At 71.3% G+C, this 26,921-nt stretch carries 19 protein-coding genes; 5 read left to right on the forward strand and 14 right to left on the reverse strand.

From position 1 onward, the window contains the following. Positions 1–22: 22 nt before the first annotated feature. From ACSRUE_RS04655 to aceB, 5 genes are all read right to left on the reverse strand, one after another. A complete protein-coding gene (locus ACSRUE_RS04655; protein ID WP_441289971.1) occupies positions 23–3,970 on the reverse strand; it encodes a serine/threonine-protein kinase in 3,948 nt (1,315 codons plus the stop codon). Between the two features lie 11 nt (positions 3,971–3,981). After that, entirely contained in the window at positions 3,982–4,824 is an 843-nt protein-coding gene (locus tag ACSRUE_RS04660; protein ID WP_441289972.1) for a hypothetical protein, read from the reverse strand. A 191-nt stretch (positions 4,825–5,015) separates the two neighbouring features. Beyond that, positions 5,016–7,376: a glutamine--tRNA ligase/YqeY domain fusion protein gene (locus ACSRUE_RS04665; RefSeq protein WP_441289973.1), complete on the reverse strand. Its 2,361-nt coding sequence runs from the start codon at positions 7,374–7,376 to the stop codon at positions 5,016–5,018. A 196-nt stretch (positions 7,377–7,572) separates the two neighbouring features. Beyond that, the gene (gene aceA, locus ACSRUE_RS04670) at positions 7,573–8,871 is read right to left on the reverse strand and encodes an isocitrate lyase (RefSeq protein WP_437296516.1); all 1,299 of its coding nucleotides are present in this window, start codon (positions 8,869–8,871) and stop codon (positions 7,573–7,575) included. A gap of 75 nt (positions 8,872–8,946) precedes the next feature. Then, positions 8,947–10,569 carry a malate synthase A gene (gene aceB / locus ACSRUE_RS04675; RefSeq protein ID WP_437762850.1) on the reverse strand — a complete coding sequence of 541 codons (1,623 nt, stop codon included), beginning with the start codon at positions 10,567–10,569 and terminating at the stop codon, positions 8,947–8,949. A 211-nt stretch (positions 10,570–10,780) separates the two neighbouring features. Here aceB and ACSRUE_RS04680 point away from each other — a divergent pair, with 211 nt between their 5' ends. Further along, on the forward strand, positions 10,781–12,211 hold the full coding sequence (locus tag ACSRUE_RS04680) for a helix-turn-helix domain-containing protein (RefSeq protein ID WP_437762851.1): 1,431 nt from the start codon (positions 10,781–10,783) through the stop codon (positions 12,209–12,211). 72 nt (positions 12,212–12,283) lie between these two features. Here ACSRUE_RS04680 and ACSRUE_RS04685 read toward each other — a convergent pair whose 3' ends face one another. From ACSRUE_RS04685 to ACSRUE_RS04695, 3 genes are read right to left on the reverse strand one after another with little or no spacing between them, the layout of a single operon-like run. Beyond that, positions 12,284–12,655, reverse strand: a complete 372-nt coding sequence (locus tag ACSRUE_RS04685) for a response regulator (RefSeq protein WP_441289974.1) — start codon at positions 12,653–12,655, stop codon at positions 12,284–12,286. Next, the gene (locus ACSRUE_RS04690) at positions 12,655–13,344 is read right to left on the reverse strand and encodes a histidine kinase (RefSeq protein WP_441289975.1); all 690 of its coding nucleotides are present in this window, start codon (positions 13,342–13,344) and stop codon (positions 12,655–12,657) included. Before ACSRUE_RS04690 ends, ACSRUE_RS04685 begins: the two co-directional genes overlap by 1 nt. A gap of 27 nt (positions 13,345–13,371) precedes the next feature. After that, on the reverse strand, positions 13,372–14,802 hold the full coding sequence (locus ACSRUE_RS04695) for a sigma-54-dependent transcriptional regulator (RefSeq protein WP_437762854.1): 1,431 nt from the start codon (positions 14,800–14,802) through the stop codon (positions 13,372–13,374). A gap of 613 nt (positions 14,803–15,415) precedes the next feature. On the opposite strand from ACSRUE_RS04695, the gene ACSRUE_RS04700 reads away from it, so the two are divergent. After that, the gene (locus tag ACSRUE_RS04700) at positions 15,416–15,895 is read left to right on the forward strand and encodes a hemerythrin domain-containing protein (RefSeq protein ID WP_441289976.1); all 480 of its coding nucleotides are present in this window, start codon (positions 15,416–15,418) and stop codon (positions 15,893–15,895) included. A 101-nt stretch (positions 15,896–15,996) separates the two neighbouring features. On the opposite strand, the gene ACSRUE_RS04705 is transcribed toward ACSRUE_RS04700, so the two are convergent. The 4 genes from ACSRUE_RS04705 to ACSRUE_RS04720 all read right to left on the reverse strand — a co-directional run bounded on the left by ACSRUE_RS04705 (position 15,997) and on the right by ACSRUE_RS04720 (position 17,516). Continuing rightward, positions 15,997–16,233 carry a hypothetical protein gene (locus ACSRUE_RS04705; protein ID WP_441289977.1) on the reverse strand — a complete coding sequence of 79 codons (237 nt, stop codon included), beginning with the start codon at positions 16,231–16,233 and terminating at the stop codon, positions 15,997–15,999. A gap of 63 nt (positions 16,234–16,296) precedes the next feature. After that, positions 16,297–16,518, reverse strand: a complete 222-nt coding sequence (locus ACSRUE_RS04710; protein WP_441289978.1) for a hypothetical protein — start codon at positions 16,516–16,518, stop codon at positions 16,297–16,299. Between the two features lie 47 nt (positions 16,519–16,565). Beyond that, entirely contained in the window at positions 16,566–17,123 is a 558-nt protein-coding gene (locus tag ACSRUE_RS04715; RefSeq protein ID WP_437762858.1) for a hypothetical protein, read from the reverse strand. 228 nt (positions 17,124–17,351) lie between these two features. Then, entirely contained in the window at positions 17,352–17,516 is a 165-nt protein-coding gene (locus tag ACSRUE_RS04720; RefSeq protein ID WP_012241326.1) for a DUF1328 domain-containing protein, read from the reverse strand. Positions 17,517–18,113: 597 nt separating this feature from the next. On the opposite strand from ACSRUE_RS04720, the gene ACSRUE_RS04725 reads away from it, so the two are divergent. The 3 genes from ACSRUE_RS04725 to ACSRUE_RS04735 all read left to right on the forward strand — a co-directional run bounded on the left by ACSRUE_RS04725 (position 18,114) and on the right by ACSRUE_RS04735 (position 23,087). After that, the gene (locus ACSRUE_RS04725) at positions 18,114–20,951 is read left to right on the forward strand and encodes a PAS domain-containing hybrid sensor histidine kinase/response regulator (protein WP_441289979.1); all 2,838 of its coding nucleotides are present in this window, start codon (positions 18,114–18,116) and stop codon (positions 20,949–20,951) included. 85 nt (positions 20,952–21,036) lie between these two features. Further along, the gene (locus tag ACSRUE_RS04730) at positions 21,037–21,453 is read left to right on the forward strand and encodes a response regulator (protein WP_437296506.1); all 417 of its coding nucleotides are present in this window, start codon (positions 21,037–21,039) and stop codon (positions 21,451–21,453) included. Continuing rightward, positions 21,450–23,087 carry an ATP-binding protein gene (locus ACSRUE_RS04735; protein WP_437762860.1) on the forward strand — a complete coding sequence of 546 codons (1,638 nt, stop codon included), beginning with the start codon at positions 21,450–21,452 and terminating at the stop codon, positions 23,085–23,087. The genes ACSRUE_RS04730 and ACSRUE_RS04735 overlap by 4 nt, the downstream gene beginning before the upstream one ends. 6 nt (positions 23,088–23,093) lie before the next feature. On the opposite strand, the gene ACSRUE_RS04740 is transcribed toward ACSRUE_RS04735, so the two are convergent. Next, complete coding sequence (locus ACSRUE_RS04740) at positions 23,094–23,717, reverse strand: methyltransferase (RefSeq protein ID WP_437762861.1); 624 nt, start codon at positions 23,715–23,717, stop codon at positions 23,094–23,096. Next, on the reverse strand, positions 23,714–26,908 hold the full coding sequence (locus ACSRUE_RS04745) for an efflux RND transporter permease subunit (RefSeq protein ID WP_441289980.1): 3,195 nt from the start codon (positions 26,906–26,908) through the stop codon (positions 23,714–23,716). The genes ACSRUE_RS04740 and ACSRUE_RS04745 overlap by 4 nt, the downstream gene beginning before the upstream one ends. Positions 26,909–26,921 lie beyond the last annotated feature (13 nt).

Below are 26,921 nucleotides of genomic sequence, written 5' to 3' on the forward strand. Positions count from 1 at the left end.
CGCGCCGCCGCCCCGTGAAATGTCACCCGGCGGCGGCGAGCGCGAGGGTCTTCGCGTTGTCGGGCACGCACGTCAAGAACCGCTCCCGGAAGGACGCGTCGCTGATCTTCGCCGCGCGGTCGAGCAGGTGCTGGCGCGCGACGGCGAGCGCCTCCGCCGCCTCGCGCGCGGCGCCCGCCGCCGCGAGCGCCTCGGCGTAGGCGAGCCGCACGAGCGACTCGCCCTCCTCGAGCGAGCCCGCCTCCTCGAGCTGCACGAACGCCTCGCGCGCGGCCGGCAGCGCCTCTTCCGGGCGGCCCTGCGCGAGCAGCGCGCGCGAGAGCACCGCCACGGCGGCGGCGCGGAGCGGAGGCGCCACGACCAGCGCCTCGACCGCGGCGCGCGCCTCGCGCTCGGCGGCCGCGGGATCGCCCGACAGGAGCATGATCTTCGCCATGTACGTCAGCGTCACGCCCTCCATGCGCCGGTCGCCCTGCTGCTGGAACGCCGCGGCGGCGCGCTGCTCGAGGAGCTTCGCCTCCTCGAGCTGCCCCAGGTGGGCGATGACGTAGCCGAGGTTCTGGAGCGCGGCCGTCTCCAGGTCGTCGAGGCCCATGCGCTGCGCCCCGGCCAGCGCCGTCCGGAGCTCCGACTCGGCCACCTCGAAGTCGCCGAGCTCGCCGTACAGGAAGCCCAGGTTCGAGCGCGTCGCGCAGGCGTTCCGGCGGTCGCCGGCCTGCTCGAACGCCGCGCTCGCCGCCGTGAACCCGCTCAGCGCGGCCCCGATGTCGCCCCTCGTGTGCGCCCGGACCGCGCGCGCCTGCTGGTACTGCCCCGCCGCCTGCGGCTCGAGCCCGGCGGGCTCGCTCGCGGCCGCCTCGAGCATCTGGATCAGCGCGTCGGCCGCCGTGTAGCGACCGCCGAAGATCAGGTACATCGCGGCCTCGCACAGGCACATGATCCGCGCGCTGATCGCGCCGGCCGCCTCGGCCGCCCGCGTCGCCCAGGCCTCGACGCGATCGAAGTGGCCGAGCTTCCCCTCCGCGATGATCACCTGCCCGATGGCGCGGAACCACGGCGAGCTCCCGGTCCGCACGAGGCTCGCCGCCTCGGTGCCGCGCTGCACGGCGAGCGCCGTCTCCTGTTGCCACAGGGCGATCTCGGCCTCCACGAGCCGCAGCCGCCCGAGCTCCTCGTCGGCCGCCCCGCACTGGACGCCCATCTCGGCGCGCGCGAGGGCGCTCGCCAGATCGTTCGCCTCGAGCGCCTGCTCCGCGGCCCTCCGGTACCACCGCACCGCGCGCCCCGGCTCGCCGCCGCGCCGGAAGTGCTCCGCGAGCGCCATCGCGTCGGTGTGCCCGCTGCGCTCGAGCCACTCGCCGGCCAGCTTGTGGCCGAGGGCGCGGTCCGGCTCCGTGAGCATCGCGTACGCGGCCTCGCGCACGATCGCGTGGCGGAACACGTAGTCCGTCGGGATGAGCCACCCCGGCGTCGAGACCGGGGCGATGAGCTCCCGCGCAGCGAGCGCGTCGAGCCACGTCTCGGTCTCCTTCACGCGCGTCGCGCCGCCGAGCAGCGCGGCCACCGCGAGCTTCGAGAAGCGGTCGCCGAAGATGCTCGCGGCCCGCAGCACGCGCTTCGCCTCGTGCCCCTCGGCGTCGAGCCGCGCCTCGACCGTGCCCAGCACCGAGTCGGGCAGCACGTCCCCCTTGCCCGTCGCGACCGCGCGGATGAGCTCCTCCAGGTAGAACGGGTTGCCGTCGGCCCGCTCCACGACCCGGGCCACCGTCTCCGCGGGCGTGTCCTCGCCGAGCGCGCTCCGCACCATGCGCTCGCTCGCCTTGGCGGGCAGCGGCCCGAGCTTGATCGTCTGCACCTCCCGGTCGGTCCACAGCCCGGGGAACTGCTTGCTCACCTCGGGCCGGGCCAGCGCGAGCAGCATGAGCGGCAGGTCCCGGAGGTTCCGGAGCGTCTGATCGATGAGGCGCACGGTCGCCGGATCGCCGAAGTGCAGGTCCTCGAGCACGAGCAGCACCGGCTGCGCCGCGCACTCGGCGGCGAGCCAGTCCTCCCACGCCGCGCGCGTCGCGTCGGCCATGAGCATCGCGTTGTCGCGCGCCGCGCGCAGCCCGCTCGTCTCGCCGTCGGGGAACGGCGTCCGCGAGAGCTCGCCCAGGAAGGCCGCGATCCGGCTCAGCGCCTCGCCGCTCAGGTGGCGCCCGAGCCGGCGCGTCAGCTTGCGCCGCCGGGCCTCCACCGGCTCGCCCTCGCGCATCCCCGCCGCCTTCTGGATCGCGTCGGCGATGAGGCCGAACGGGGACCCCGCGGCCATCGACTCGGCCCGCCCGGAGAGGATCTCGACCGACCCGAACTGGCGCCGCACCCGGGTGAGGAACTCCAGGCGGAGCCGCGACTTCCCGGACCCCGCCGCGCCGATCACGAGCACCGCGCTCGCCAGCGACTCGCTCACGCACCCGGAGAACACGCCCTCCAGCATGGACAGCTCGCGGATGCGGCCGACCCAGACGCTCGGCTTGCCGAGGAGCACGGGGACGCTCTCGTCGGCCGCCGTCTCGGTCGCGAGGAACGGCCCGTTCTCGTCGCTCTCCACCTTGAGCCGGCCGCCGACCACGCTGGCCGTCACGTCGTCGAGCCGGACCGCCCCGGCGTGCGCGGCCCGCAGGGCGCGCACCCCCCGGTCGATGACGTCGCCCTCGATGAGCTTCGCCGACGACACCCCGCGCCCCGTGGCGACGGCGAGCGGGATGCCGGGGAACCGCGCGCGCAGCGCGAGCGCGCACCGCGCCGCCCGCTCGGCCCGGTCCACGGCGCTCCCGGCGCCGGCGAGGATCGCGATGAGCGAGCCTCGCGAGATCTCCGTGATGTGGGCGCCGTAGGGCTCCACCGCGGCCCGCACCTCCGAGCGCGGCACCGCGGAGCCCGGGCCCTCGCTCGAGAGCTCCTGCAGCACGCTCGAGACGTCCGAGGCGCTGGGCACGCCGCCGGCCGCCGCGACGCTCATCTGCACGTCGTCCGGCTCGCCGGCGAGCACGAGGGACACGAGCCGCTGCTCGCTGCGCGTGAGGAAGCCGTCGGGCCGCGCCGAGCGCATGGTCGCGTCGCGCGGGGAGGCCAGCGTGGCGGGCCGCGGCGTCGCCCAGCCGTCGAGCACCTCCGCGATCTGCGCGAGCTCGACCCCGACGTCGCCGCAGTCGCACGGCCGGTCCTCGGGGTTCTTCGCCATCATCCGGTCCATGAGGCGCTCCAGCGGCTCCGGGACGTCCGCGCGGACCTCGCGCAGCCGGGGCGTCGTCTGGAACAGGAGCTTGGCGAGCGCCGCCATGACGTGCGCCCCCTCGAAGGCCGGGCGGCCTGCGATGCACTCGTAAAAGACGCACGCGAGCGAGAACACGTCCGCCCGCGCGTCGAGGGCGCCCCCGCCCTCGATCTGCTCGGGCGCGATGTACCCCGGGGTCCCGAGGATCCCGCCCGTGTAGGTGAGCCGCCGAGACTCCCCGTCCGGGCGCGCGATCCCGAAGTCGACGAGCCTGAGCTGGCCGACGTCGCCGGCGACGAGGAAGATGTTGCTCGGCTTGACGTCGCGGTGGATGATCCCGCGCGAGTGCGCGAAGGCGAGCGCGTCTGCGGTCCTGCGCAGCACCGCCAGGCTCTCGGCGAGCGCGAGCTGCCGGCGCGCGAGGCACGCCGCCAGGTCCTCGCCCTCCAGCCACTCCATGGCGAGGTAATGCTCCCCGGCGCCGGTCCGCCCGTGCGTCACGTACCGCACGATCCCCGGATGGCTCAGCTCGGCGAGGATCTGCGACTCGCGCTCGAACCGCTCGACGTCGAAGGCCTCGCGGCTGTGCAGGACCTTGAGGGCGACCGGGCGGTCGTCGAGGCGGTCGTGCGCGCGATAGACCGTCCCCATCCCCCCGGCCGCAACCTGCTGCCCGACGACGAAGCGGTTCGCGAGGACGGCGCCGGAATCCACGCCGCCCGATGCTACTCGAGGAAGACGGACACCGAAGCCTTGTAGCGGTCGGCGCCGCGCGGAAAGACGCGGGGGCCGCGGCCGCACGGAACGTCGAGCGGCTCACGATCGCGGCAGTTCAGGAAGCTGCCGTCCGACCTCGGGCCATCGCACACATCCTCACATTCGCCCACGACATCGATCGGGCACCGGTCAATCGAGGGCCCGCAGACGCGCGGGATCTGCTTCTTGCCCGGCGCGAGGCAGGCGAAGAGGCGCTGCGGCTTCTGGAAGACGTTGCCGAAGTAGGTCGCCTCCGCCTCGTCGTACCTCGCCAGCTCCCGCTTCGTGGACGAGAGCGCTTCGTTCTGTCCGCGGAGCGAGATCATGACGTGTTCGCCCCGGTAGTTCACGCGCGCGAGCAGGCACGCGGAGACCCACTCCTGGCAGTCTTCATCACACGAGCCACGCTTCGAGCCCCACTCGGGCGCGAGGCCGAGATCCCCGACGAAGCTGTAGGGCACCCCATCGATCTTGACGTCGAGGCGGGCCTCCTCGGGGAGCGCGCAGCCCACGATGAAGCGGAGGAGCTCCCTCGACTCGGGAGTACGGAGCGCGTCTCTCGTCAGCGAACTACCCATCAGCGAATTGACCGTCAGCGCGTTGACCGTCAGCGCGTTGACCGTCAGCGCGTTGACCGTCAGCGCGTTGACCGTCAGCGCGTTGACCGTCAGCGCGTTGACCGTGATGGCCGCCTGCTGGACCTCCTCCACCGCCTCATCGTCCCCTTCGAGCTCGGCAGACGCGACGCAAGCCGCCTGCGAGAACGACACCGCCACGCAAGCGAGGAGAGCGAACTGGCGTGCAGATTCCATAGTACCAATCAGATCTACACCACTCCAGCTATCAAGCTCAATTGATTTATGGACATTTTGCTGGACATGTTTCTGCACACCGCCACGACACGCAACACCTAGTCAGGTGCCGGGAGTGGGATAACGCAGAGCGCAGCACTCGGGCGCACCCCGCGTCGGGGGGGAAGCGAAGCAGCGCGTGGGTGGGAGATTTACGCCAGCTTCCTGGCCAGCAGCGCATTGACCAGGTCGGGGTTCGCCTTACCGCCGGAGGCCTTCATGACCTGACCGACGAAGAACCCGATCAGCTTCGAATTCCCCGCGCGGTAGCGGGAAACCTCGCCTGGATGGCCGGCGATGATCTGGTCGACGATGCGCTCCAGGGCGCCTTCGTCGGCGACCTGCCGGAGCCCTCTCTGCGCGACGATCGCCCTGGGGCTACCGCCCTGCTGCATTATCTCAGCGAGGACATCCTTCGCGATCTTCCCGGAAATCGTCCCGTCATCGATCAGCGCCAGGAGCTCGCCGAGCTGCGCCCCCGAGACGGGGAGGTCGCCTGTCTTCCTGTCCTTCAGCTCGCGGGCGAGCGAGTGGATGACCCAGTTGGCGGCGCCCCGGGGGTTGTCGTGCACGGCGACCGTCTCCTCGAAGAGCCGGAGGAGGCCGTCGTCGTCGGCCAAGACCACCGCGTCATCGCCCGGTATCCCGCGTGTATCGATGAGGTGTCTGGCCTTCTCGGCCCGCGCCGGGTCGAGCCGCGCGAGGCGCTCCTCGAAGGGCGCGCGCTCGCGCCGAGGCTCCGGCGACGGCGCCTTCGCGGCCGGGCTCTCGGGCGCGGGCCCGGGGGCCCGAGCGGGCTTCTCGGCCGAGAGCCTCGACCACGAGTCCTTGAGCGCCACCGTGCGGTTGAAGACGGGCGCGCCGGGCGCGGAGTCGACGGGGTCCACGAAGAAGAACCCCTGGCGCTCGAACTGGACATGGCTCCCCTTCTCGACCGTGGACAGGCTCGGTTCCACCTGACACCCGCGCAGGACAACCAGCGAACCAGTATTCAAGTTCTCCAGGAAATCCTTGCCCTCCTCGACCGCGTCGGGCCGCTCGGCCGCGAAGAGCCGGTCGTAGAGCCGGACCTCGGCGGTGAGCGCGTGGGCGGCCGAGACCCAGTGCAACGTTCCCTTCGGCCTGCGGCCGTCGGGCGCCTCACCGCTCTTCGTGGGGCGATCGTACGTGCAGCGGAGCTCGACGACCTCTCCTGTGGCCTCGTCTCTCACCACGTCGCGACAGGTGATGAACCCGGCGTAGCGGAGCCGCACCTGCTGCCCGGGCGCGAGCCGGAACCACTTCTTGGGGGGGTCCTCGAGGAAGTCGTCGCGCTCGATGTAGAGCACCCGGGACAGGGGGACCTTGCGGGAGCCTTCCCTCGGCACGTCCTCGGGCCAGTAGGGCGCGTCGATCTCCTCGACCTGCCCCTCGGGGTAGTTCTCGAGGACGACCCGGAGGGGGCGCAGCACCGCCATGACGCGCGGGGCGCGGACGTTCAGATCGTCGCGGACGCACGACTCGAACTTGGCGATGTCCACCATGCTGTTCGTCTTGGCGACGCCGATCTCCTCGCAGAACGAGCGGATGGCCTCGGGCGTCACCCCGCGGCGCCGGAGGCCGGCGATGGTGGGCATGCGCGGGTCGTCCCAGCCCTTCACGAGCCCGCCCTTCACGAGCGCGAGCAGCTTTCGCTTGCTCATCACCGTGTAGCTCAGGTTGAGCCGAGCGAACTCGTACTGGCGAGGGCGGGACGGGACGTCGAGGTGCTCGATGATCCAGTCGTACAGCTCCCGGTTGTTCTCGAACTCCAGCGTGCAGATCGAGTGGGTGATCCCCTCGATCGCGTCGGAGAGGCTGTGAGCGAAGTCGTAGAGCGGGTAGACGCACCACGCGTCGCCCGTCCGGTAGTGGCGCGCGCGCTTGATGCGGTAGATCGGCGGGTCGCGCATCTTCATGTTGGGAGCGGCCATGTCGATCTTGGCCCTGAGCACGTGCGCGCCCTCCGGGAACTCCCCTGCTCTCATCCGGGCGAAGAGATCCAGGCTCTCCGCGACGGACCTGTTCCTGTAGGGGCTCTCCCGACCGGGCTCCGTCACGGTGCCGCGGAGCTCGCGGGTCTCTGCCTCGCTCAGGCTGCACACGTAGGCGCTGCCCTTCTGGATGAGCTCCACCGCGAAGGCGTAGAGCCGCTCGAAGTAGTCCGACGCGAAGAAGAGCTTGTCGCCCCAGTCGCCGCCGAGCCAGCGCACGTCCCGCAGGATCGACTCCACGTACTCCATGTCCTCGGCGGCCGGGTTCGTGTCGTCGAAGCGCATGTGGCATGCGCCCCCGAAGTCCGCCGCCAGCCCGAAATTCAGCAGGATCGACTTCGCATGTCCGATGTGCAGGTAGCCGTTCGGCTCGGGCGGGAACCGGGTCACGACCCGCGTCTGCCTGCCGGCGGCGAGGTCTTCAGCGATGATGTTGCGGATGAAGTTGGACGCGGCGACGCTGCTGTCAGCGTCGCTCGCTCTGGGGCTCTGCGTTGTCACAGCTCTTTTCACCTCGGCTCGGGCGGCGCCGCCCGCGCCGAGCCTACTCAAACCGCACCCGTCGGGCCACCGCGGAGACGGCGCCCGGCCTTCATGGGAACTCTCTCGGGGCAAAGGTGAGCCCCCTGCGGGGGGGGGGCGCCGCGGCGGACAGGCGCGGGCGTGCGCGACGGACGGCGCACGCCCGCGCGGGCGCTCAGAACTGGGCGGCCTCGGTGGACTCGTGGAGGGCCAGCGTGGACGCAGCGCCGCCCGAGATCACCTGGGCGACCTCGTCGAAGTAGCCCGTCCCGACCTCACGCTGGTGGCGGGTCGCGCTGTAGCCGAACTGCTCGCCGGCGAACTCGGCCTGCTGGAGCTCGGAGTACGCCGCCATCCCCCGGCGCTGGTACTGGCGGGCGAGCTCGAACATGCTGTGATTCAGCGAGTGGAACCCGGCGAGGGTCACGAACTGGAACTTGTACCCCATCGCGCCGAGCTCGCGCTGGAACCGGGCGATCGTCGCGTCGTCGAGGTGCTTCTTCCAGTTGAACGAGGGCGAGCAGTTGTAGGCGAGCAGCTTGCCCGGGAACTGCTTGTGGATCCCCTCCGCGAAGCGCTTCGCCTGATCGAGGTCCGGCGTCGAGGTCTCGCACCAGACGAGGTCCGCGTAGGGCGCGTACGCGAGCCCGCGCGCGATGGCCGCCTCGAGGCCGCCCTTCAGCACGAAGAAGCCCTCGGGCGTGCGCTCCCCGGTGACGAACGGCCTGTCGCGCGGGTCGACGTCGGACGTGATCAGCTTGGCGCTGTCGGCGTCCGTGCGGGCCACGAGGACGGTCGGTACGCCCATGACGTCGCTGGCGAGGCGGGCCGCGATCAGGGTGCGGATGAACTGGCTGGTCGGGACGAGGACCTTGCCGCCCATGTGCCCGCACTTCTTCTCGGAGGCGAGCTGGTCCTCGAAGTGTACGCCCGAGGCGCCCGCCTCGATCATGGCCTTCATCAGCTCGAACGCGTTGAGCGGCCCGCCGAAGCCCGCCTCCGCGTCGGCCATGATGGGCGCGAGCCAGTAGCGCCCCGCCTTGCCCTCGGCGCTCTCGATCTGGTCGGCGCGGAGGAGCGCCTGGTTGATGCGGCGCACGAGCGTCGGGACGCTGTTCGCCGGGTACAGGCTCTGGTCGGGGTACATGGTCCCGGCCTCGTTGTTGTCGGCCGCCACCTGCCACCCGCTCAGGTAGATGGCCTTGAGCCCGGCCCGGACCTGCTGCATCGCCTGGTTGCCGGTGAGGGCGCCGAGCGCCGCCACGTAGGGCTCGGCGTGCATCAGGTTCCAGAGCCGCTTGGCGCCGAGGGTCGCGAGCGTGTAGTCGATACGGACGGTGCCGCGGAGGCGCGCGACGTCCGCCTCGGAGTACGGGCGGACGACGCCGCTCCACCGGCCCGGGACGGTGTCGCTCGGCGGCGCGTGCAGGGAGTCGGCGGAGATCGGCGTGTTCAGCGGGAAAGCAGCGGACATGACTGGGCTCCTAGTGTGTTGGGGTTGGGGGCGGCAGCGGCCGCTGTGTCGACGTCAAACGAAGCGCGCCGGGCGTCACGAGCGCCGCTCTCCGGCGCTGGAGATCAAGAGCTCGTACGCAGGCAGCGTGAGGAACTCCTCGAAGGTCTCCCCGACCGACAGCCGCTCGAAGAGCGCGCGCGCCTCGGCGAAGCGGCCGCCGTCGAAGCGCGCCGGGCCGAGCGCGCCGCGGAGCGCGGCCATCTCGCCGTCCACCGCCGCGCGGAAGCGCTCGACGGTGAGCGGCTGCCCGTCGTCGAGCGTCGCCCCGTGGCGGATCCATTGCCAGACCTGGGTGCGGGAGATCTCCGCGGTGGCCGCGTCCTCCATCAGGTTGTAGAGCGGGACGCAGCCGAGGCCGCTGATCCACGCCTCGAGGTACTGGACGCCGACCCGGATGTTGTGGCGCAGGCCGGCCTCGGTGCGCGCGCCCTCCGGGACGCGCAGCAGGTCGGCCGCCGAGACGCGGACGTCCTCGCGCTTCCGCTCGATCTGGTTCGCAGCCGGCATGTGCGCGTCGAACACCTCGCGCGCGAGCGGCACGAGCCCCGGGTGCGCGACCCAGGTGCCGTCGTGTCCGTCCTTCACCTCGCGCAGCTTGTCGGCGCGCACCTTGTCGAGCGCCGCGCGGTTCGCCTCCGGGTCGCTCTTGATCGGGATCTGCGCCGCCATGCCGCCCATCGCGTGGACGCCGCGGCGGTGGCACGTCTTCACGAGCAGCTGCGTGTACGAGCGCAGGAAATGCTGCTCCATCGTCACCTGCGAGCGGTCCGGCATCACGCAGGCGGGGTCGTTCCGGAGCTTCTTGATGAAGCTGAAGATGTAGTCCCAGCGACCGCAGTTGAGGCCGGCCGAGTGCTGCCGGAGCTCGTGGAGGATCTCGTCCATCTCGAACGCCGCGGGCAGCGTCTCGATAAGGACCGTCGCCTTGATCGTGCCGATGGGGAGGCCGAGCGCCTCCTGCGCGAACACGAAGACGTCGTTCCAGAGGCGCGCCTCCAGGTGACTCTCCATCTTCGGCAGATAGAAGTAAGGCCCGGTACCGCGGCGGACGAGCTCACGCGCGTTGTGGAAGAAATAGAGTCCGAAATCGAAGAGCCCGCCTGGCAGCGGCTTGCCGTCGAGCTCGACGTGCTTCTCGGGGAGGTGCCAGCCGCGCGGGCGCACGAGCAGGGTCGCCAGCCTGTCTCCGAGGGCGTAACGCTTGCCGGTCGCCGGGTCGTCGTAACGGAGCTCGCGCCGCGCCGCGAGCCGCAGCGCCGCTTGCCCCTCGATGAGGTTCTTCCACGTGGGCGACGTGGCGTCCTCGAAATCGGCCATGAACACGCTCGCGCCCGAGTTCAGCGCGTTGATGATCATCTTGGGATCGACCGGCCCCGTGATCTCCACGCGCCGGTCGAGCAGGTCCTCGGGCAGCGGCGCCACCGTCCAGTCGCCGTCGCGCACATCCCGCGTCTCGGGGAGAAAATCGAACCGCTCGCCCGCGTCCAGCCGCTCTTGCACGGCGCGCCGCCGGGCGAGCAGGGCAGGTACCCGGTCAGCGAACTTGCGCCCAAGACCGGAAAGGAAACGGAGGGCCTCTGGCGTAAGGACGGACTCGTCGCCACCGACCCGAGGAGCGAGCAAGCGGACGCTTGCGGTCTCATGATTCTGGCTCATCCACATCTCCTGCAACGCTGCGCGTCGTTACAAGCAACCTATGTTTGTCGACGAGGTTTCAGCGTCAACTTCGCTCTGAAATGCAGGCGGATAACGATGTAGACGAAAGGGCTTTACAGCGTGTCAACGTGTAAACTATTGTAAATTTCCACCAGGGCGAGCTGCGCCTACATCTCATCCAGGTTGTCCCAGTTACGTCGGGAGGGTCCCCATGGCCGATGCACCTCTTCTCGGAGCCAAGGTCCGCGCGCTCCGGCGTCGCGAGCAGATGACGCAGGTCGATCTGGCGGAGCGCCTCGGTGTCTCGGCGAGCTATCTGAACTTGATAGAGAACAACCGGCGTCCGCTGACTGCGCCGCTGCTCATCCGGCTCGCCCAGGTATTCCAGCTCGACCTCCAGAACTTCGCGTCGGAAGAGGACGTCCGGCTCACGGCCGATCTCCACGAGGTGTTCGGCGATCCCATCTTCGAGAGCCACGGGCTGACGAACGCGGATCTGCGCGAGCTCGTCGCGGCGTCCCCGAACGTCGCGCGCGCGGTGCTCACGCTCTACCGGAGCTACGCGACGACGCGCGAATCGCTGGATACGCTGGGAGAGCGGCTGGCGGGGGACGGGTTCGTCGGGGTCGACAACTCGCGGCTACCGTCCGAGGAGGTCAGCGATCTCATCCAGCGCCGGATGAACCATTTCGCGGAGCTCGAGGAAGGCGCCGAGGCGCTCTGGCGCGAGGCGGAGCTCGACGCGGACGACGTCTACCGGGGCCTCGTCCGGTACCTCCACGCGACGCGCGGCATCGAGGTGCGCATCGTCCGGGTCGCGGACGAGCGCCAGGCGATGCGGCGGTACGACCCCGACAGGCGCGTGCTGAGCATCTCCGAGGTGCTGCCGCCCCGGAGCCGCAGGTTCCAGCTCGCGCACCAGCTCGGCCTCTTGACGCAATCGACGGCCATCGACCGCATCCTGCGCGACGAGAACCTCACGACCCCGGAGTCCCGCGCGCTCGCCCGCGTCGCGCTGGCCAACTACTTCGCCGCCGCGATCCTCATGCCGTACCAGCCCTTCCTGGAGGCGGCGCGCGCCGAGCGCTACGACATCGAGCTCCTCGCGCACCGGTTCGGCACGAGCTTCGAGCAGGTGTGCCACCGGCTGACGACGCTCCGCCGCCCGGGCGCCGAGGGGGTGCCGATGCACATGGTCCGCATCGACATCGCGGGCAACATCTCGAAGCGCTTCAGCGGCTCCGGCATACGGTTCGCGCGGTTCAGCGGCGCGTGTCCCCGCTGGAACGTCCACGCCGCCCTGATGACGCCCGGCATGATCCGGATCCAGCTCTCGCAGATGCCTGACGGCGCCGTCTACTTCTGCATCGCGCGCACCGTGCGCAGCGACCGCGGCGGCTACCACGTCCCCCACACGGTGCAGTCGATCGGCATGGGCTGCGACGTCCGCTATGCCCGCGAGCTCGTCTATGCCGACGGGATCGACCTGGACAACATCGGCGCGGCCGTGCCCGTCGGCGTCACGTGCCGGACCTGCGAGCGCCTCGACTGCGCGCAGCGCGCGCTGCCGGCGCTGCAGCACCCGCTCCGCCTCGACGAGAACCGGCGGGGCGTCTCGTTCTACGCGTCAGTCGACAAGTGAGGCGAGCCCGCGGCCGCCCTGCGCCGCGCTCCGGGGTGGCCGGCGCGCGGCGCGGGATCGCCGGCCGCCCGCTCAGCCGGGCCGCCCGAGCAGCTCGTTGAGCGTGGCCACGAGCCGGACCACGTCGATGGGCTTGACCATGTGCGCGTGAGCGCCGGCCGTCCGGCTCTTCTCACGATCGCCGTCCCCGCCGAACCCGCTCACCACGATCACCGCCCGTGGCCTGTCCGCGAGCGACGCGACCAGCTCGACGCCGCTGCCGTCGGGCAGCGACACGTCCGTCACCAGGGCGTCGACCGCGCTCCCGGCGAGCATCGAGCGCCCTTCCTCGCACGAGCGCGCCACGAGCACGCGGAAGCCGCGGCGGCGGAGCGCCATGCCGAGCAGCGCCGCCGTGTCGTCGTCGTCGTCGAGCACCAGCACCTGCGGCAGCTCCGCGCTCATCAGGCCCCCGCCTTGCGGTCGGCGTTCAGCGGCCACTCCAGGGTGATCTGCGTCTCCGCGCCGACGCGGTCGGCCCGCGCCTCGCCGCCGTGCGCCTTGAGCACGCCGTCGATCACCCGGACGGGCAGCCCGCCGTCGGCGAGCGGATCCGCGTCCGGCGCGAGCGCCGCCTCGAAGAGCTTCTCCACCGAGGCCGCGCTCGAGTCGCACGTCAGCACCACCCGCGCGCGATCGCCGTGGGCCGCGAGCGCCACGACGACCCGCGCGCGGGCGACGTTCAGGGCGAGCATGAGCGCGTCCGAGAGCGCCGCGGTCATCGACGCGGCGTGCGCGAAGCCGCGCACAGGAGCGAGGTCGAGCGCGACCGTGACGTCGCGCCGCCCGTAGACGAACGACGCCTCCGCGACGGCCTTCTGGACGAGCGCCTCGATGTCGAGCGGCTGCGCCGGGGCGTCGAGCTGCCGCGACAGCTCGGACGCGGCGGTGTAGCGGTCGGCGAGGCGCAGCAGGCGGCGCACGCCCCGCCGCGCCATGGTGAAATACGCCGCGTTCTGGGCGGTGGCCTCGCCCCCGAGCACGCTCTCCAGCTCGTTGAGCGCCGTGGCCACCACCCCGGCGGGCCCGCGCACGTCGTGCCCCGCGCGCGCGAACAGCCTGTAAATCGAGTCGGACAGCGCCTTTTCGCTCATTCGTTACGCCTCGCTCCGCGCCCCGCCTCAGCTCAACGACGAGCTCGCCGAGCCCGGCGAAGAGGCCGCCTTGTCCGGGCCCTCGTCCCCGCCCGAGGAGCCGTCCTGCTCCCCGTAGCGCTCCAGCTTGCGGTAGAGCGTCCGCCGGTCGAACCCGAGCATCTGGGCGGCGCGCGACTTGTTGCCGCCGACGAGCGCGAGCACGCGCTTGATGTAGCGCTTCTCGAGCTCGTCCATCGTCATGATCTCCGCCGGCTCGTCGACGGCGACGACGAAGCGGTCGGGCCGGTAGGCCTGGACCTTCTCCGGCAGGTCCTCGACCGTGATCTGCTCGAAGCGAGCGAGCGCCACCGCGCGCTCGATGCTGTTCTCGAGCTCGCGCACGTTGCCCGGCCAGTTGTACGCCGTGAGCTTCTCCGCGGCCGCGGTCGAGAGCGAGAGCACGCCCTTGCTGCTGCGGGACGAGAACTTCTCGAGGAAGTGCATCGCGAGGTGGAGCACGTCGGTGCCGCGCTCGCGCAGGGGCGGCAGGTCGATCTTCACGACGTTGACCCGGTAGTAGAGGTCCTCGCGGAACCGCTTCTCGTACACCTCGGTCTCGAGGTCGCGGTTCGTCGCCGTCACGATGCGGGCGTCGAAGGGGATCTCGGCGTTCGAGCCCACCGGCCGCACCTTGCGCTCCTGCAGCGCGCGGAGCAGCTTCGGCTGGACCTCGAGCGGCATCTCGCCGATCTCGTCGAGGAAGATGGTGCCGCCGCTGGCCTCCAGGAACAGGCCGGTGCGCTGGGTCTTGGCGTCGGTGAAGGCGCCGCGCGCGTGGCCGAAGAGCTCGCTCTCGAGGAGCGCCTGGGGCACCGCGGCGCAGTTGACCGCCACGAAGGGGCCGGACCGGCCGCTGGCCTCGTGGATCGCCCGCGCGATGAGCTCCTTGCCGGTGCCCGTCTCGCCGTGCACGAGGACCGAGGCGTCGCTCCGCGCGACGCGCCCGATCAGATCGTAGACGCGCTTCATCGCGGGGCTGCGCCCGACGAGGCCCTTGGTCTGCTGGACGTCGTGGGCCGCCTCGCGCAGGCGCTTCACCTCCGAGCGGAGGCGCCGGTGCTGGACGGCGCGCGAGACCGTCAGGCCGAGGAGGTTCGCGTCGAGCGGCTTCGTGACGAAGTCGAACGCCCCGGCGCGCATGGAGGAGATGGCGGTCTCCATGCTCCCGAGCGCCGTCATGACGATGACGAGCATGTCGGGGCGCGCGCCGAGGATGCGCTCGCAGAGCTCCAGGCCGCTCATCTCGCTCATGCCGACGTCGGTCAACACGACGTCGAAATCGTCCTCGCTCACCAGCTCGAGCGCGCTCTTGGCCGATGTGCGCGCCGCGACGGAGAACTCCTGCCTCTTGAGGAGGGCCTCGACCAGATCACACGTCGCTTCGTCGTCATCGACGACGAGTATCCTGCCGCTCATCGCGTGTCCTTCCCCCGGCAGCTCTTCTAAAGGTCGACCGCTGCCTGCAGCTGCAGGGAACGTGCCACGGAGAGTCCGCGTCATCAAGCCCAGTCCGCTCCTCGCCGACGTCCTTCGAACGTGACGTTTCGCCACAGGTGCGCGTTCTTGCCCCAACCTGGATGGCACAGGCCGCGCGCAGCGGCCGAGCGGTCCGCCGCCGACGGGGGCCAGCGAGCGCCGCTGCGCCCGAGGCGCCGCGGCCGGTAGGGGGCTCACCCACCCGCCGGATCGGCGTGGGCCGTAGCGCGCGCCTCTTCGCGGCGCGTGTCGCGCGCCTCGGGCAGGCCACGCGGGGGACCGCGGCGCTGCCGGGGCACCGCCGCGGTCCCCCGCGGGCGCCGCGCCTCTCTCGATCAGGAGACGACGCCTGCCGGCAACAGCCGAGTTCGCCCGGGCTCCGGGAGCCATGTCGAGAGGCGAAATTGGACATCGATATTCCCTGTCCGGCGCCCAGCGTCTCTTCCTATCCGGAATAAACCTAATCGGCACGGTGATTGCTTGAGTGCGCCTCATGCGGAGGAGGGGGCGGGAGGGGGGCTAACCTGACGTCCGGTCGTTGAGAGGAGAATGCATGAAGGTGACACAGCTCTTGAAGAGGCAACACCGCGAAGCCGAGAGGCTGTTCGATCTGGCCCTCTCGACCACAGGCGATGTCCGGGGAGCGACGGACGAGCTGACCAAGCACCTCCTCGCCCACATGCTCGCCGAGCAGGTGGTCCTCTTCCCGGAGCTGCTCGCCGTCGAGCCGGACCTCATCGGTGGAGCCTGCGAGGAGCATACGGTCACGCGGTTCGAGATCCGCCGCGTCGTCGGCACGGCGCCGGAGGACCCGGGCTTCAAGGCCAGGCTCGCCACCCTGAGGGAGCTCGTCACGCACCACGCCGAGCAGGAGGAGCGGGACCTCTTGCCGAGGATCGAGGCGGAGCTGACCGAGGACACGAACGAGCGCCTCGGCCGGCAGATGCTGGAGCTCTTCGAGGCGCTCATCGCCCACTCCCGCCGCGCCAACGCCTCGAGCCACGCCCCGCTCCGCACGGCGAAGGCGGCCTGACGGCCGGCGCCCTCCCTCCGGCGGGGTGATGGTCAACCTTGCCCGAGAAAGACCGGAGGGAGGGGCGCCCTGCGCGCGAGGCGCGGGGCGCGCTCGGTGGATCAGGAGCCGGTCGCGGGCGCGTCGCCGGGGCCCGTCGGGCCGCCGTGCGCGGGTCCGTATCCATGGGACTCGCCGTAGCCGAGATCCTCGGGGACCATGGGGTCCGCCGGGCTCGACGGAGCGGTCGCGTCGAGGCTCCGCGCGTCGCTCGTGGCGAGCTCGTGAACGCCGCGCTCGAGCTCCACCTCGTCGAGGGCCGAGCCGCAGGCCCGGCAGGGCGTGGCCGCCGTCGACACGAAGACGAACCGACGGCCACAGGCTTTGCATCGGAGCTCGCGGATCATCGCTGCTCACCCGGCTCAGCTGGGTTGACCTCGCCGCGCCGCTTCCTCGGCTTCGCGCAGCTCGTCGCCCTCGGGTCCGTCGAGCGCGCGGGCGGCCTCCTCGGCGTGCTCCTTGATCTTGCCGGCCTCCACCGACTTCTCCACCCCTTCTCGGTAACGCCGATCGGCCGTGCGGTTGCCCTCTCCCTCGATGTCCGCCGACGGGGTCTGCTGAGTGGCCTTCTGATTCGCCATCATGTCCTCCTCGTGTCGAGCTTTGCTGGGCCCGGGCGAGCGAGCTTGCATCAAACGCGCCGCTTCGCCGCCTGGATCGCGCGATCCAGCTCCTCCACGCGCTGGTAGACGCCTTGTTTCACCCGGTCGAGGGTCTCGCCGGTCGCCGCGTCGAGGTCGCGCAGGCTCCTGCGGACCGCCTCCGACTTGTCCTCCACGTCCTTCATCAGCCTGCCGACCTCGTCCTTGGGCAGCTTCTTCTCGGCCTTTTCGCGGAGCTCGACGGCATCCTTCTCGAGGTCCTCGATCCTGCGCGACGTGGACGCGCGCACGTCCGCGCGCGCCTTCGCCAGCTCCGCCTCGGCCTCTGCGGTCTTCTCCTGGGCCTCGACGGCGGCGTTGTTGAGCTTCTCCGCGGCCTCGCGGAGCGCGTCGTCGGTGGCCCGCTCGGCCTTCTGGTCGATCTCGGCGACCTTCTTGTCGAGCTCGGTGGCGACCTCCGCCGCCTTCTGCTGCGCCTCGCGCTGCGCGCGCTCGGCCTTGGTTTGCGCGTCCGCCGTGGGGGACTCGCAGCCCACGACGGCGCTCATGACGATGGCGATAGGCAGGAATGTTCGGACGGTCAACATGATGTTCTCCTCTGGTCTGCGATCGACGCGCGACCTCGCGTCCGGGCGAGCGCCCGGCGCGACACGGACGCCTTATCGACGCCGCCCGGGATGGGCCTCATGGCGCGATAGATGGGTCGATTTGCGTGTATTGCGACAGGCGTGCCATGCGGAAGCATGGATACCGCTCGGCCAGGCGAGGCACGTCGCCCCGATCGTGGCCTCCGAGCACGTGCGACCCGCATGGCGTCATGTCGGGGCGCGTCGGCCGAGCGCGAGGGAGACGACCGCCAGGACGAGGAAGATGACGAAGAGCAACTTCGCCACCGAGGCGGCGCTCGCCGCGAGACCGCCGAAGCCGAGGATCGCGGCGATGATCGCCACGACGAAGAACGCGACACTCCAACTGAGCATGATAACCTCCTCATTGGGTGAAACATCGTGTGAATCGGTGTTCCAGCGCTTCGATGCTGCGGTGTTGCAGCGATTGCAGCGCTTACGTCGTTACGGCGTCACGGCGTTGCAGCCGACGTGCCGCGACCTCGCGAGTTGCCCGGATCCGCGGGGCGCCCGGGCGCACCGGCGGCTCGCTGCCGATGCCGCCGCTGAACACGGGCGGGCGGGGTAGCTGCGGCAAATTGCCTCACTCGTGACGTCGCGCACCGCGCATCATCTCGTTCATCGGCTGGCCGATCTCGGCACAACGCTTGCTCGCGCCTGGGCTTGTGCGGGCGAGGTGGAAGTCAGGCTCAGCGCAAGGCCGGTGTCGAGATCGACGCCGACGGAGAGCCGGCCGCGGCACTCTCAGGAGGGTGGCGGCCGGCCGTCCGAGGCCGGATGAGCCGCACTGGCGGCAGTGCGCCTTGTGGCGGTCGGTCAGCTCTCCGAAGATACCGTGCTCGCCGGTGCCACCCGCGCCGCCGATCGCCCACCGTCGCTCGCCGCTCGCTGCACAGGCCTCCTGACGGCGACGTCTGCCGGGGCCGGGCTCCCGACGCGAACGATCCGATCATGACGATCCCGCTCTCCACGCTCATCAGGACCCGCCGCGAGGCCATCATCGAGCGGTTCGTGGGCGAGCTGCGCAAGCGAAGCGCGGCGGTGCGGCACATGCCGAAGCCGCTCATCATCAACTCGCTGCCGAGCTTCCTCGACGAGGTGGCCGCCAGCCTGGAGCAACGCGCATCGACGGCCGGCAGCAAGGAGGCCGCGCGCGAGCACGGCGAGATGCGCTGGGAGCACGGGCTCGACCTGGGCGTGATGGTCCGCGAGTACGGCGTCCTCCGGCAATCCATCCTCCGCGAGCTGGAGGAGGCCGGGATCACGCCGGATGTGCGGCAGATCGAGGCGCTCTCCGAGCGCGTGGACGCGGGCATCGCCCAGGCGGTAAGCGAGCACGCCCGGCTCCAGCTGGAGGCGATCGAGACCGAGCGCAGGCGCACCGAGATCGAGCGAGGCAGGAGCGGCTCGCTGCTCTCGCAGGCGCCCGCGCCGATCTGCTTCCTCAAGGGCGCGGCGCTCGTGTTCGAGCTCGCGAACCCGCTCTTCTGCCGCATGGTCGGCCGCGACGATCTGCTCGGCAAGCCGCTCGTCGAGGCGGTCCCGGAGCTGCGCGGGCAGCCGCTGCACGCGCAGCTCGAGGCCGTCCTGGCGAGCGGCGAGCCGAGCGTGGCGAGCGAGATCCCGGTGCGGATCACGCGCTGGACCGGCGAGACGGTCGAGCGGCTGTACAACGTCCTGTGCAAGCCGGTGCGCGACGTGGGCGGCGCCGTGGAGGGCGTCATGGTGACGGCGTTCGACGTGACCGAGCAGATCGGCGCGCGCCGGAAGGCGGAGCGGCTCGCGCTCGAGCTCCAGCAGAGCGTGACCCAGCGCCTGCACGCGGAGCGGGCGCTCCGCGTGAACGAGGAGCGCTTCCGCAAGGCGCTCCGGGGGTCGCCGGTCATGGTGTTCACCCAGGACCGGGACCTGCGCTACACGTGGATGCACAACTCGTTCGGCAAGTCCGAGCGCGAGGTGCTCGGGAAGACCGACGGGGAGGTGCTGGAGGACCCGGAGGCCGCGAGGTCGCTCGATCGGACGAAGCGCGACGTGCTCGCCAGCGGCGTCGGCCAGCGGCGCGAGCTCGCGGTGCGCGCCGGCGAGCGCACCCAGCACATCGACGTCTCGATCGAGCCGCTGGCCGATGACACGGGCGAGATCATCGGCATCACCTGCACGGCGACGGACATCACGGAGCGGAAGTCGATCGAGCAGGCGCTGCGGGCGAGCGAGGCGAGGTTCCGCACCGTGCAGGAGGCGTCGCCCGACGGGTTCATGATGCTGCGCAGCGTGCGCGGCGCGTCCGGGGCGATCTCCGACTTCGAGTGGGTCTACGTGAACCCGGCCACGGGGCCGATCGTCGGGGGCCGGGGCAAGGATCTGGAGGGCAAGCGGCTCTTGATCGAGGTCCCTGGCAGCGCGCTCGCGAGCGCGTTCGACGCGTACGCGCGCGTCGTGGAGACCGGGGAGCCCGCCCGGATCGAGCTCTTCTGCGCGCACGAGGGCGCTCCGCGGACGTTCCGCGCCATCGCGGTGGCGCTGGGCGACGGCGTCGGCCTCTCGTTCCACGACATCACGGAGGAGAAGCGCACCGACGCCGAGCGCGCCCAGCTCCTCCAGCAGGAGCAGCGCGCGCGCCAGCACGCCGAGCAGCTGAACCGGCTCAAGGACGAGTTCCTCGCGACGGTGTCGCACGAGCTCAGGACGCCGCTCCAGTCGATCCTGGGCTGGGCGCGGATCCTCCGGACGGGCGAGGTGGACGCCGAGTCGCTCGAGCGGGGGCTCGCCACGATCGAGCGCAACGCGAAGGCGCAGTCGCAGCTCATCGAGGACGTCCTCGACGCCTCGACGATCCTCGCGGGGAAGCTGCAGCTCCGGACCGATCCGGTCGACGTGCGGCAGGTGCTCGCCACGGCGCTCGACCTGGTGCGCCCGGCGGCGCTGGCGAAGGGCGTCGCGGTCGACATCTCGGTCGCCGACGACGTGGGCATCTTCCTCGGCGACGCGGAGAGGCTCCAGCAGATCGTCTGGAACCTGCTCACGAACGCGGTGAAGTTCACGCCGTCCGGGGGCCAGGTGCGGGCCCTCGCCCGGCGCGTCGAGGCGATGCTCGAGGTCGAGGTGGAGGACAACGGCGAGGGCATCCCGAGGAGCTTCTTGCCGTTCCTGTTCGAGCGGTTCCGGCAGGCGGACGGGGGGATGACCCGGGCCCACGGCGGGCTCGGGCTCGGCCTCGCCATCGTCCGTCACCTGGCGGAGGCGCAGGGCGGCAGCGTGCACGCCGAGAGCGACGGAGAGGGCAAGGGCGCGCGCTTCCGGGTCCGGCTGCCGATCCGCGCCGACGCGCCCGCGGCGCCGCCGTCCCCGCAGCGCCGGGGCGGCGAGGCGCCGGGGGGCGCTGCGCGGCGCGAGCTCGAGGGCATCCGGGTCCTCGTGGTCGACGACGAGACCGACGCCCGCGAGCTGCTCGGCATCATCTTCGTGCGCGCCGGGGCGACGGTGCGCGAAGCGGCCTCGGCGGGCGCGGCGCTCGAGGCCCTCCACACGGGCGAGTTCGACGTGCTGGTGAGCGACATCGGCATGCCGGGCGAGGACGGTTACGCGATGATGCGGCGGCTGCGCGCCCTGGGGGCCGACGTCCCCGCGAGCGGCATACCGGCGCTCGCGCTCACCGCGTACACGCGCATGGAGGACCGCCGCCAGGCGATCGCCGCCGGCTTCCAGATGCACCTGGCCAAGCCCATCGAGCCGAACGGCCTGGTGACCGCGGTCGCGCACCTCGTCGGCCGCGCGGGCAAGGCGTGGTAGCTGGCCGTGGCGCCGTAGCCCCTGCGCGCGGCCTGCGGTTGATGCTATCAACGAGCCTCCGCTTTGCCCCTCCACGAGGACGAGGATGGACGGTAAATTCCTGAATATTATCCTGGTCGAGGACGACACCGTCGACGTGATGAACGTCCGGAGGGCGTTCGAGAGGGGCAAGATCACGAACCCGCTCTGGGTGGCGGGCGACGGCGTGGAGGGGCTCGATCTGCTGCGCGGCAACCAGGTGCCCAGGGATCGGCGCCTCGTCCTGCTCGACCTGAACATGCCCAGGATGAACGGCATCGAGTTCCTCCGCGAGCTCCGGGCCGACGTCTCGCTGCGGGCGACGCCCGTCGTCGTGCTGACGACCTCGAACGACGATCGAGACAAGGTGGACGCGTACGATCTGAACGTCGCGGGCTACCTGCTGAAGCCGGTGACGTTCATGAGCTTCGTCGAGCTCATGACGGCGCTGAACCGGTACTGGACGCTCGTGGAGATGCCTTGAGCCCGAGGTCGGTTCGCCTGCTCGTCGTCGACGACGACACGGTCGATCGGATCGCGATCTTGCGTGCGCTGCGGAGCGGCCGCGTCGACGCCGAGATCAGGGAGGCCGATTCCGTCGATTCGGCGCTCGCGGTGCTGTACGAGCAGCAGGTCGACTGCGTGCTGCTCGACTATTACCTCCCCGGGGGCGACGGGCTCGCGGTGATCGAGGCGGCGCGCAAGGCGAAGCTCACGGCGCCGTTCATCATGCTGACCGGGCAGGGCGACGAGTCGCTCGCGGTCGATCTGATGAAGCGGGGCGCGGCGGACTACGTGCCGAAGAACCTGCTGACGCCCGAGCGGCTGGTGCAGAGCCTGCGCCACGTCCTGCGCCTGAGCGAGGCGGAGCGCCGCGAGGAGGAGGCGCGCAGGGCGCTCGCCCGCCACGCGAACCAGCTCGCGCAGCTCACCGAGGCGACGCTGCGCATCCACCGGTCGCTCTCGCTGAACGAGCTGATCCAGCGCACCACCGACGAGGCGCGCGCGCTGCTCGACGCGGGCGTCGCGGCCTCGCGGCTCTCGGCGCGGGGCGTGGAGCATCGGCCTCTGACGGGCATCTCGCTGTCCGAGGAGTACGCCGCGCGGGAGGACCGCGACGGCGTCCGCGAGATCGCGCTCGGCCTGATCGAGCGGAGGAGCACCGGCGTCCGGCTGACGGGCGACGAGATCGCGAGCGATCCGACGTGCGCCGACGTGCTCTCGCGCGCGCCGGCGGAGCTCCACCCGTGCTCGCTCCTCGCGGCGCCGCTGCGCGGCCGGGACGGCCAGTGCATCGGGAGCATCCAGCTGCTCGATCGGCGCGACGGCCCCTTCGTGGAGAGCGACGAGGTGCTGCTCACCCAGCTCGCGCAGTCGGCGTCCGTCGCCCTGGAGAACGCGCGGCTCTACAACGAGGCGCAGGCCGCGACGCGCGCCCGGGACGACCTCCTGGCGATCGTGTCGCACGATCTCCGGAACCCGCTCAACACGATCGCGATCACGGCGTCGCTGCTGCGGAGCGATCTGCTCCAGCGGAAGGACGGCGACGACGACGACGCCGTCCAGCTCGTCGACCGCATGGACCGCGGCATCCAGAGCATGACGCGGCTCATCGAGGATCTGCTCGACGCGTCGCGCATCGAGGCGGGGCGGCTCGTGGTGTCGCCGAGGGTGGAGCGCGGCGGGACGCTCGTCCGCGAGGCGCTCGACGCCGCCACGTCGCTCGCGGAGGCGAAGGGCTGCCGGGTGACGCAGGGGCCGCTCGACGCGGGCCTGGAGGTCCTCGCCGACCGGGATCGCGTGCTCCAGGTCTTCTCGAACCTGCTCGGCAACGCGCTGAAGTTCACGCCGAGGGGCGGCATCGTGAGCGTGGCGCTCTGCCGGGTCGCCGACAGCGCGCGCTTCTCGGTGGCCGATACGGGCCCGGGCATCCCGCCCGAGCACCAGCCGCACCTCTTCGATCGCTACTGGAAGGCCGCGCAGGAGTCGCGCACCGGGGCGGGGCTGGGCCTCTACATCGCGCGCGGCATCGTCGAGGCGCACCACGGGAACATGGCGGTCGAGAGCGCCCCGGGCCAGGGGACGACGATCCACTTCTCGCTGCCCCTGGCGAGCTGAGGGGCGTCACGGCGACGGCGGCGAGCCCCCTCGGCCGACGCCGGGCAGGAAGCGGCCGACCTTCGCGCAGTAGGCCGCGTACGCGCCGCCGTGGGCGCGCAGGAGGTACGGCTCCTCGACCAGGCGGACCTGCAGCTCGATCGCGATGACCAGCGCGACGAGCGAGGCGAGCGCGGCCGCGTTGGGGAGGACCAGCAGCAGCCCGAGCGCGGCCAGCATCATGAAGCTGAAGACAGGGTTCCGCACCACCGCGAACGGGCCTCCGGTCACGAGGCCCGTGCGCTCCGCCTCGCTGACGCCGATGCGCCAGGACGCGCCCATCGCGCCCTGGGACCAGAGCGTGCCGAGCGTCCCCGAGATCGTCATGGCCGCGCCGAGGCCGGCGAGGGGCAGGCCGGGATCGGCGAGGGGCCCGATCCAGGCCGCGAGCTCCGCGACGGGGGCCAGCGCTCCCAGGACGAGCGCGATCACGAAGAGCACGCCGCCGAGCCACGGCAGCGACCCGGGTGGCCCCGAGATGCCACGGAAGCCCGCCGATCCCGTCGCGCGGAGCTGCCTGAGCGAGCGCCATCCGAAGGCGAGCGCGAGGTAGATCCCGTAGAGAACGAGGGCGAGCCAGGGTCGGTTCATGTCGCGCTTTCCTGTCGATGGGTCAGCCGGTAGAGGACCGGCAGGACGAGCAGCGTGAGCGTGGTCGAGGAGAGGATCCCGCCGATGACGACCGTCGCGAGCGGGCGCTGCACCTCGGAGCCGGTGCCGGTGGCGAGCGCCATCGGGACGAAGCCGAGCGCCGCGACGAGCGCCGTCATGAGCACGGGGCGGAGCCGCGCGATCGAGCCGTGGAGCACGGCGTCGTCGAGCGCCTCGCCGCGCTGCCGCAGGTTCTCGATGAACGTCACCATCACGAGCCCGTTCAGCACGGCGACGCCCGAGAGCGCGATGAAGCCCACGGCCGCCGAGATCGAGAGCGGGAGCCCGCGGCCCCAGAGCGCGAGGACGCCGCCGGTGAGCGCGAGCGGGACGCCGGTGAAGATCAGCGCGGCGTTCCTGAGCGTCCCGACGGAGAGGAAGAGCAGGCCGAAGATCAGCCCGAGCGCCGCAGGGACCACCACGGCGAGGCGCCGCTGGGCGGCGAGCAGGTTCTCGAACTGGCCGCCCCAGGACATCCAGTAGCCCGGCGGGAGCTTGATCTCGGCGTCGATCCGCGCCTCGGCGTCGGCGACGAAGCCGCCGAGGTCGCGCCCGCGCACGTTGCACTGGACGACGACGCGGCGCTTGCCGCTCTCCCGGCTGACCTGGTTCGGGCCCTCCTCCACGCCGATCTTCGCCACCGCGCCGAGCGGCACGAACGCCGCCCGATCGGGCGCGCCGGCCGCCGCGGCGATGGTCGGGCCGCTCGGCCCGGTGGCGTGGCCCCCCTTGCTCCGGAGCGGGATCGGGAGCCGATCGAGCGCCCCGATGTCGCGGCGGATGGAGTCGGGCAGCCGGAGCACCAGATCGAAGCGCTTGTCCCCCTCGAAGACCTCGCCGGCGCTCACGCCCCCGATCGCGGCCTCGACGACCGCCTGCACGTCGGCGACGTTGAGCCCATAACGGGCCACCATGCGCCGATCCACGTCGATGGTCAGCACCGGCAGGCCCGTGACCTGCTCCACCTTGACGTCGGCGGCGCCCGGCGTCGCCTTGAGGAGCGCGCCGATCCTGCTGGCCTCCTTGAGCATCACGTCGAGGTCGTCGCCGAAGACCTTGACGGCGACGTCGCTCCGCACGCCGCTGATGAGCTCATTGAACCGGAGCTCGATCGGCTGGCTGAACTCGTAGTTCTGCCCTGGCAGCTCGTGGATGACCGCCTCGATGGCCTCGGCGAGCTCCTCCTGCGTCTTCGCCTTCTTCCACGCGCTCCGCGGCCGCAGCATCAGGTAGGTGTCGGAGACGTTCGGGCCCATCGGATCGGTCGCGACCTCGGCCGTGCCGGTCCTGGCGAAGACGTGCTCGATCTCGTCCGGGAACCGCTCCCTGAGGAGGCGCTCGAGCTGCGCCTGCATGGCCACGCTCGTCGTGAGGCTGATCGACGGGATGCGCGCCGGCTGGAGCGCGAGCGCCCCCTCGCTCAGCTTGGGGGCGAACTCGCTGCCGAGCCCCGCGGCGACCAGGCCGGAGGCGGCGAGGGCGACGCCCGCGATCGCGACAACGATCGGCCTGTGGGACAGCGCCCAGGCGAGCGCCCTCCCGTAGGCGCGCTTCGCGTGGTGAAAGAGGAGGTTCTCCTTCTCCGACACGTTGCCCCTGAGGAACAGCGCCACGAGCGCCGGGATGAACGTCATCGACAGGATGGTCGCCCCCGCGAGCGCCAGGACGACGGTCTGCGCCATCGGCCGGAACATCTTCCCCTCGATGCCGGTCAGCGTGAGGATGGGCAGGTAGACGATCGCGATGATGAGCTCGCCGAAGATCGTCGCCTGGCGGACCTCCTGGGACGCCTCGTAGGCGAGGCCGAGCCGCTCTTCGCGGGTGAGCACGCGGCCGAGCCGGCGCTGCTCCTCGGCGAAGCGCCGCACGCAGTTCTCGACGATGATCACCGAGCCGTCGACGATGAGCCCGAAGTCGATGGCGCCGAGGCTCATCAGGTTGCCGCTGATCTTGCTCTCGACCATGCCGGTGACGGCGATCAGCATCGAGAACGGGATCGCGAGCGCGGCGATGAGCGCGGCCCGGAGGTTGCCGAGCAGGAGGAAGAGCACAACGACGACCAGCGCCGCCCCTTCGAGAAGGCTGTTCCTGACGGTGCTCAGGGTGGCGTCGACGAGGTAGGTGCGGTCGTAGACGGTCTTGACCGTCACGCCCGCGGGCAGCGACTTGTTGACCGCCTTGATCTGGTCGTCCACCCGCCTGGAGACGGCGCGGCCGTTCTCCCCGACGAGCATGATGGCCGTGCCGATGACCGCTTCTTCTCCGTCCTCGGTGGCCGCCCCCGTGCGGAGCTCCTGGCCGACGCTGACCTCGGCGACGTCCTCGATCCGGATCGGCGCCTCGCGGTGGTTGCCGACGACGATGCCCCGGATGTCGTCCTCGCTCTGCACGAGGCCCGTGGCGCGGACGAGGTACTGCTCGCCCTTGTGCTCGATGTACCCTCCGCCCGCGTTGGCGTTGTTGGCCGCGAGGGCCTCGAGCACGTCGCGGAACGAGAGCCCGTAGCCGACGAGCTTCGCCGGATCCGGCGAGACCTGGTACAGCCGCTCGTACCCGCCGATCGAGTTGACCTCCGTCACCCCCGGCACGGTCCGGACCTGGGGCCGCACGATCCAGTCCTGGATCGTGCGTAGATCGGTCAGGTCGTACGGCTTGCCGTCGGGCCGCCTGGCGTCCGGCGCGGCCTCGAGGGTCCACATGTAGATCTCGCCGAGGCCGGTCGCGATGGGGCCCAGCTGCGGCTCGCCGAGCCCTGGCGGCAGGCTCTCCTTCGCGGCGCCCAGGCGCTCGGCCACGAGCTGCCTCGCCCAGTAGATGTCGGTGCCGTCCTCGAAGATCACCGTCACCTGGGAGAGCCCGTAACGGGACAGCGAGCGCACCTGCTGGACGCCCGGGATCCCGCCCATGGCCCACTCGATGGGGAAGGTGATCTGGCGCTCGACCTCCACGGGGGAGAGCGCCTTGACCGACGTGTTGATCTGCACCTGGACGTTGGTGATGTCCGGGACCGCGTCGATCGGCAGGCGGGTGAAGTTGTAGGCCCCGAGCGCGCCGACCGCGAGGGTGATGGCGACGACGAGGAAGCGATGGCGGATCGAGACGGACAGGAGCCGCGAGAGCAAGGTGAGCATGGGGTCCTCGCGC

The sequence above is a fragment of the Sorangium sp. KYC3313 genome (assembly GCF_052075895.1).
GTDB classification, from domain to species: Bacteria; Myxococcota_A; Polyangia; order Polyangiales; family Polyangiaceae; genus Sorangium; species Sorangium cellulosum_B.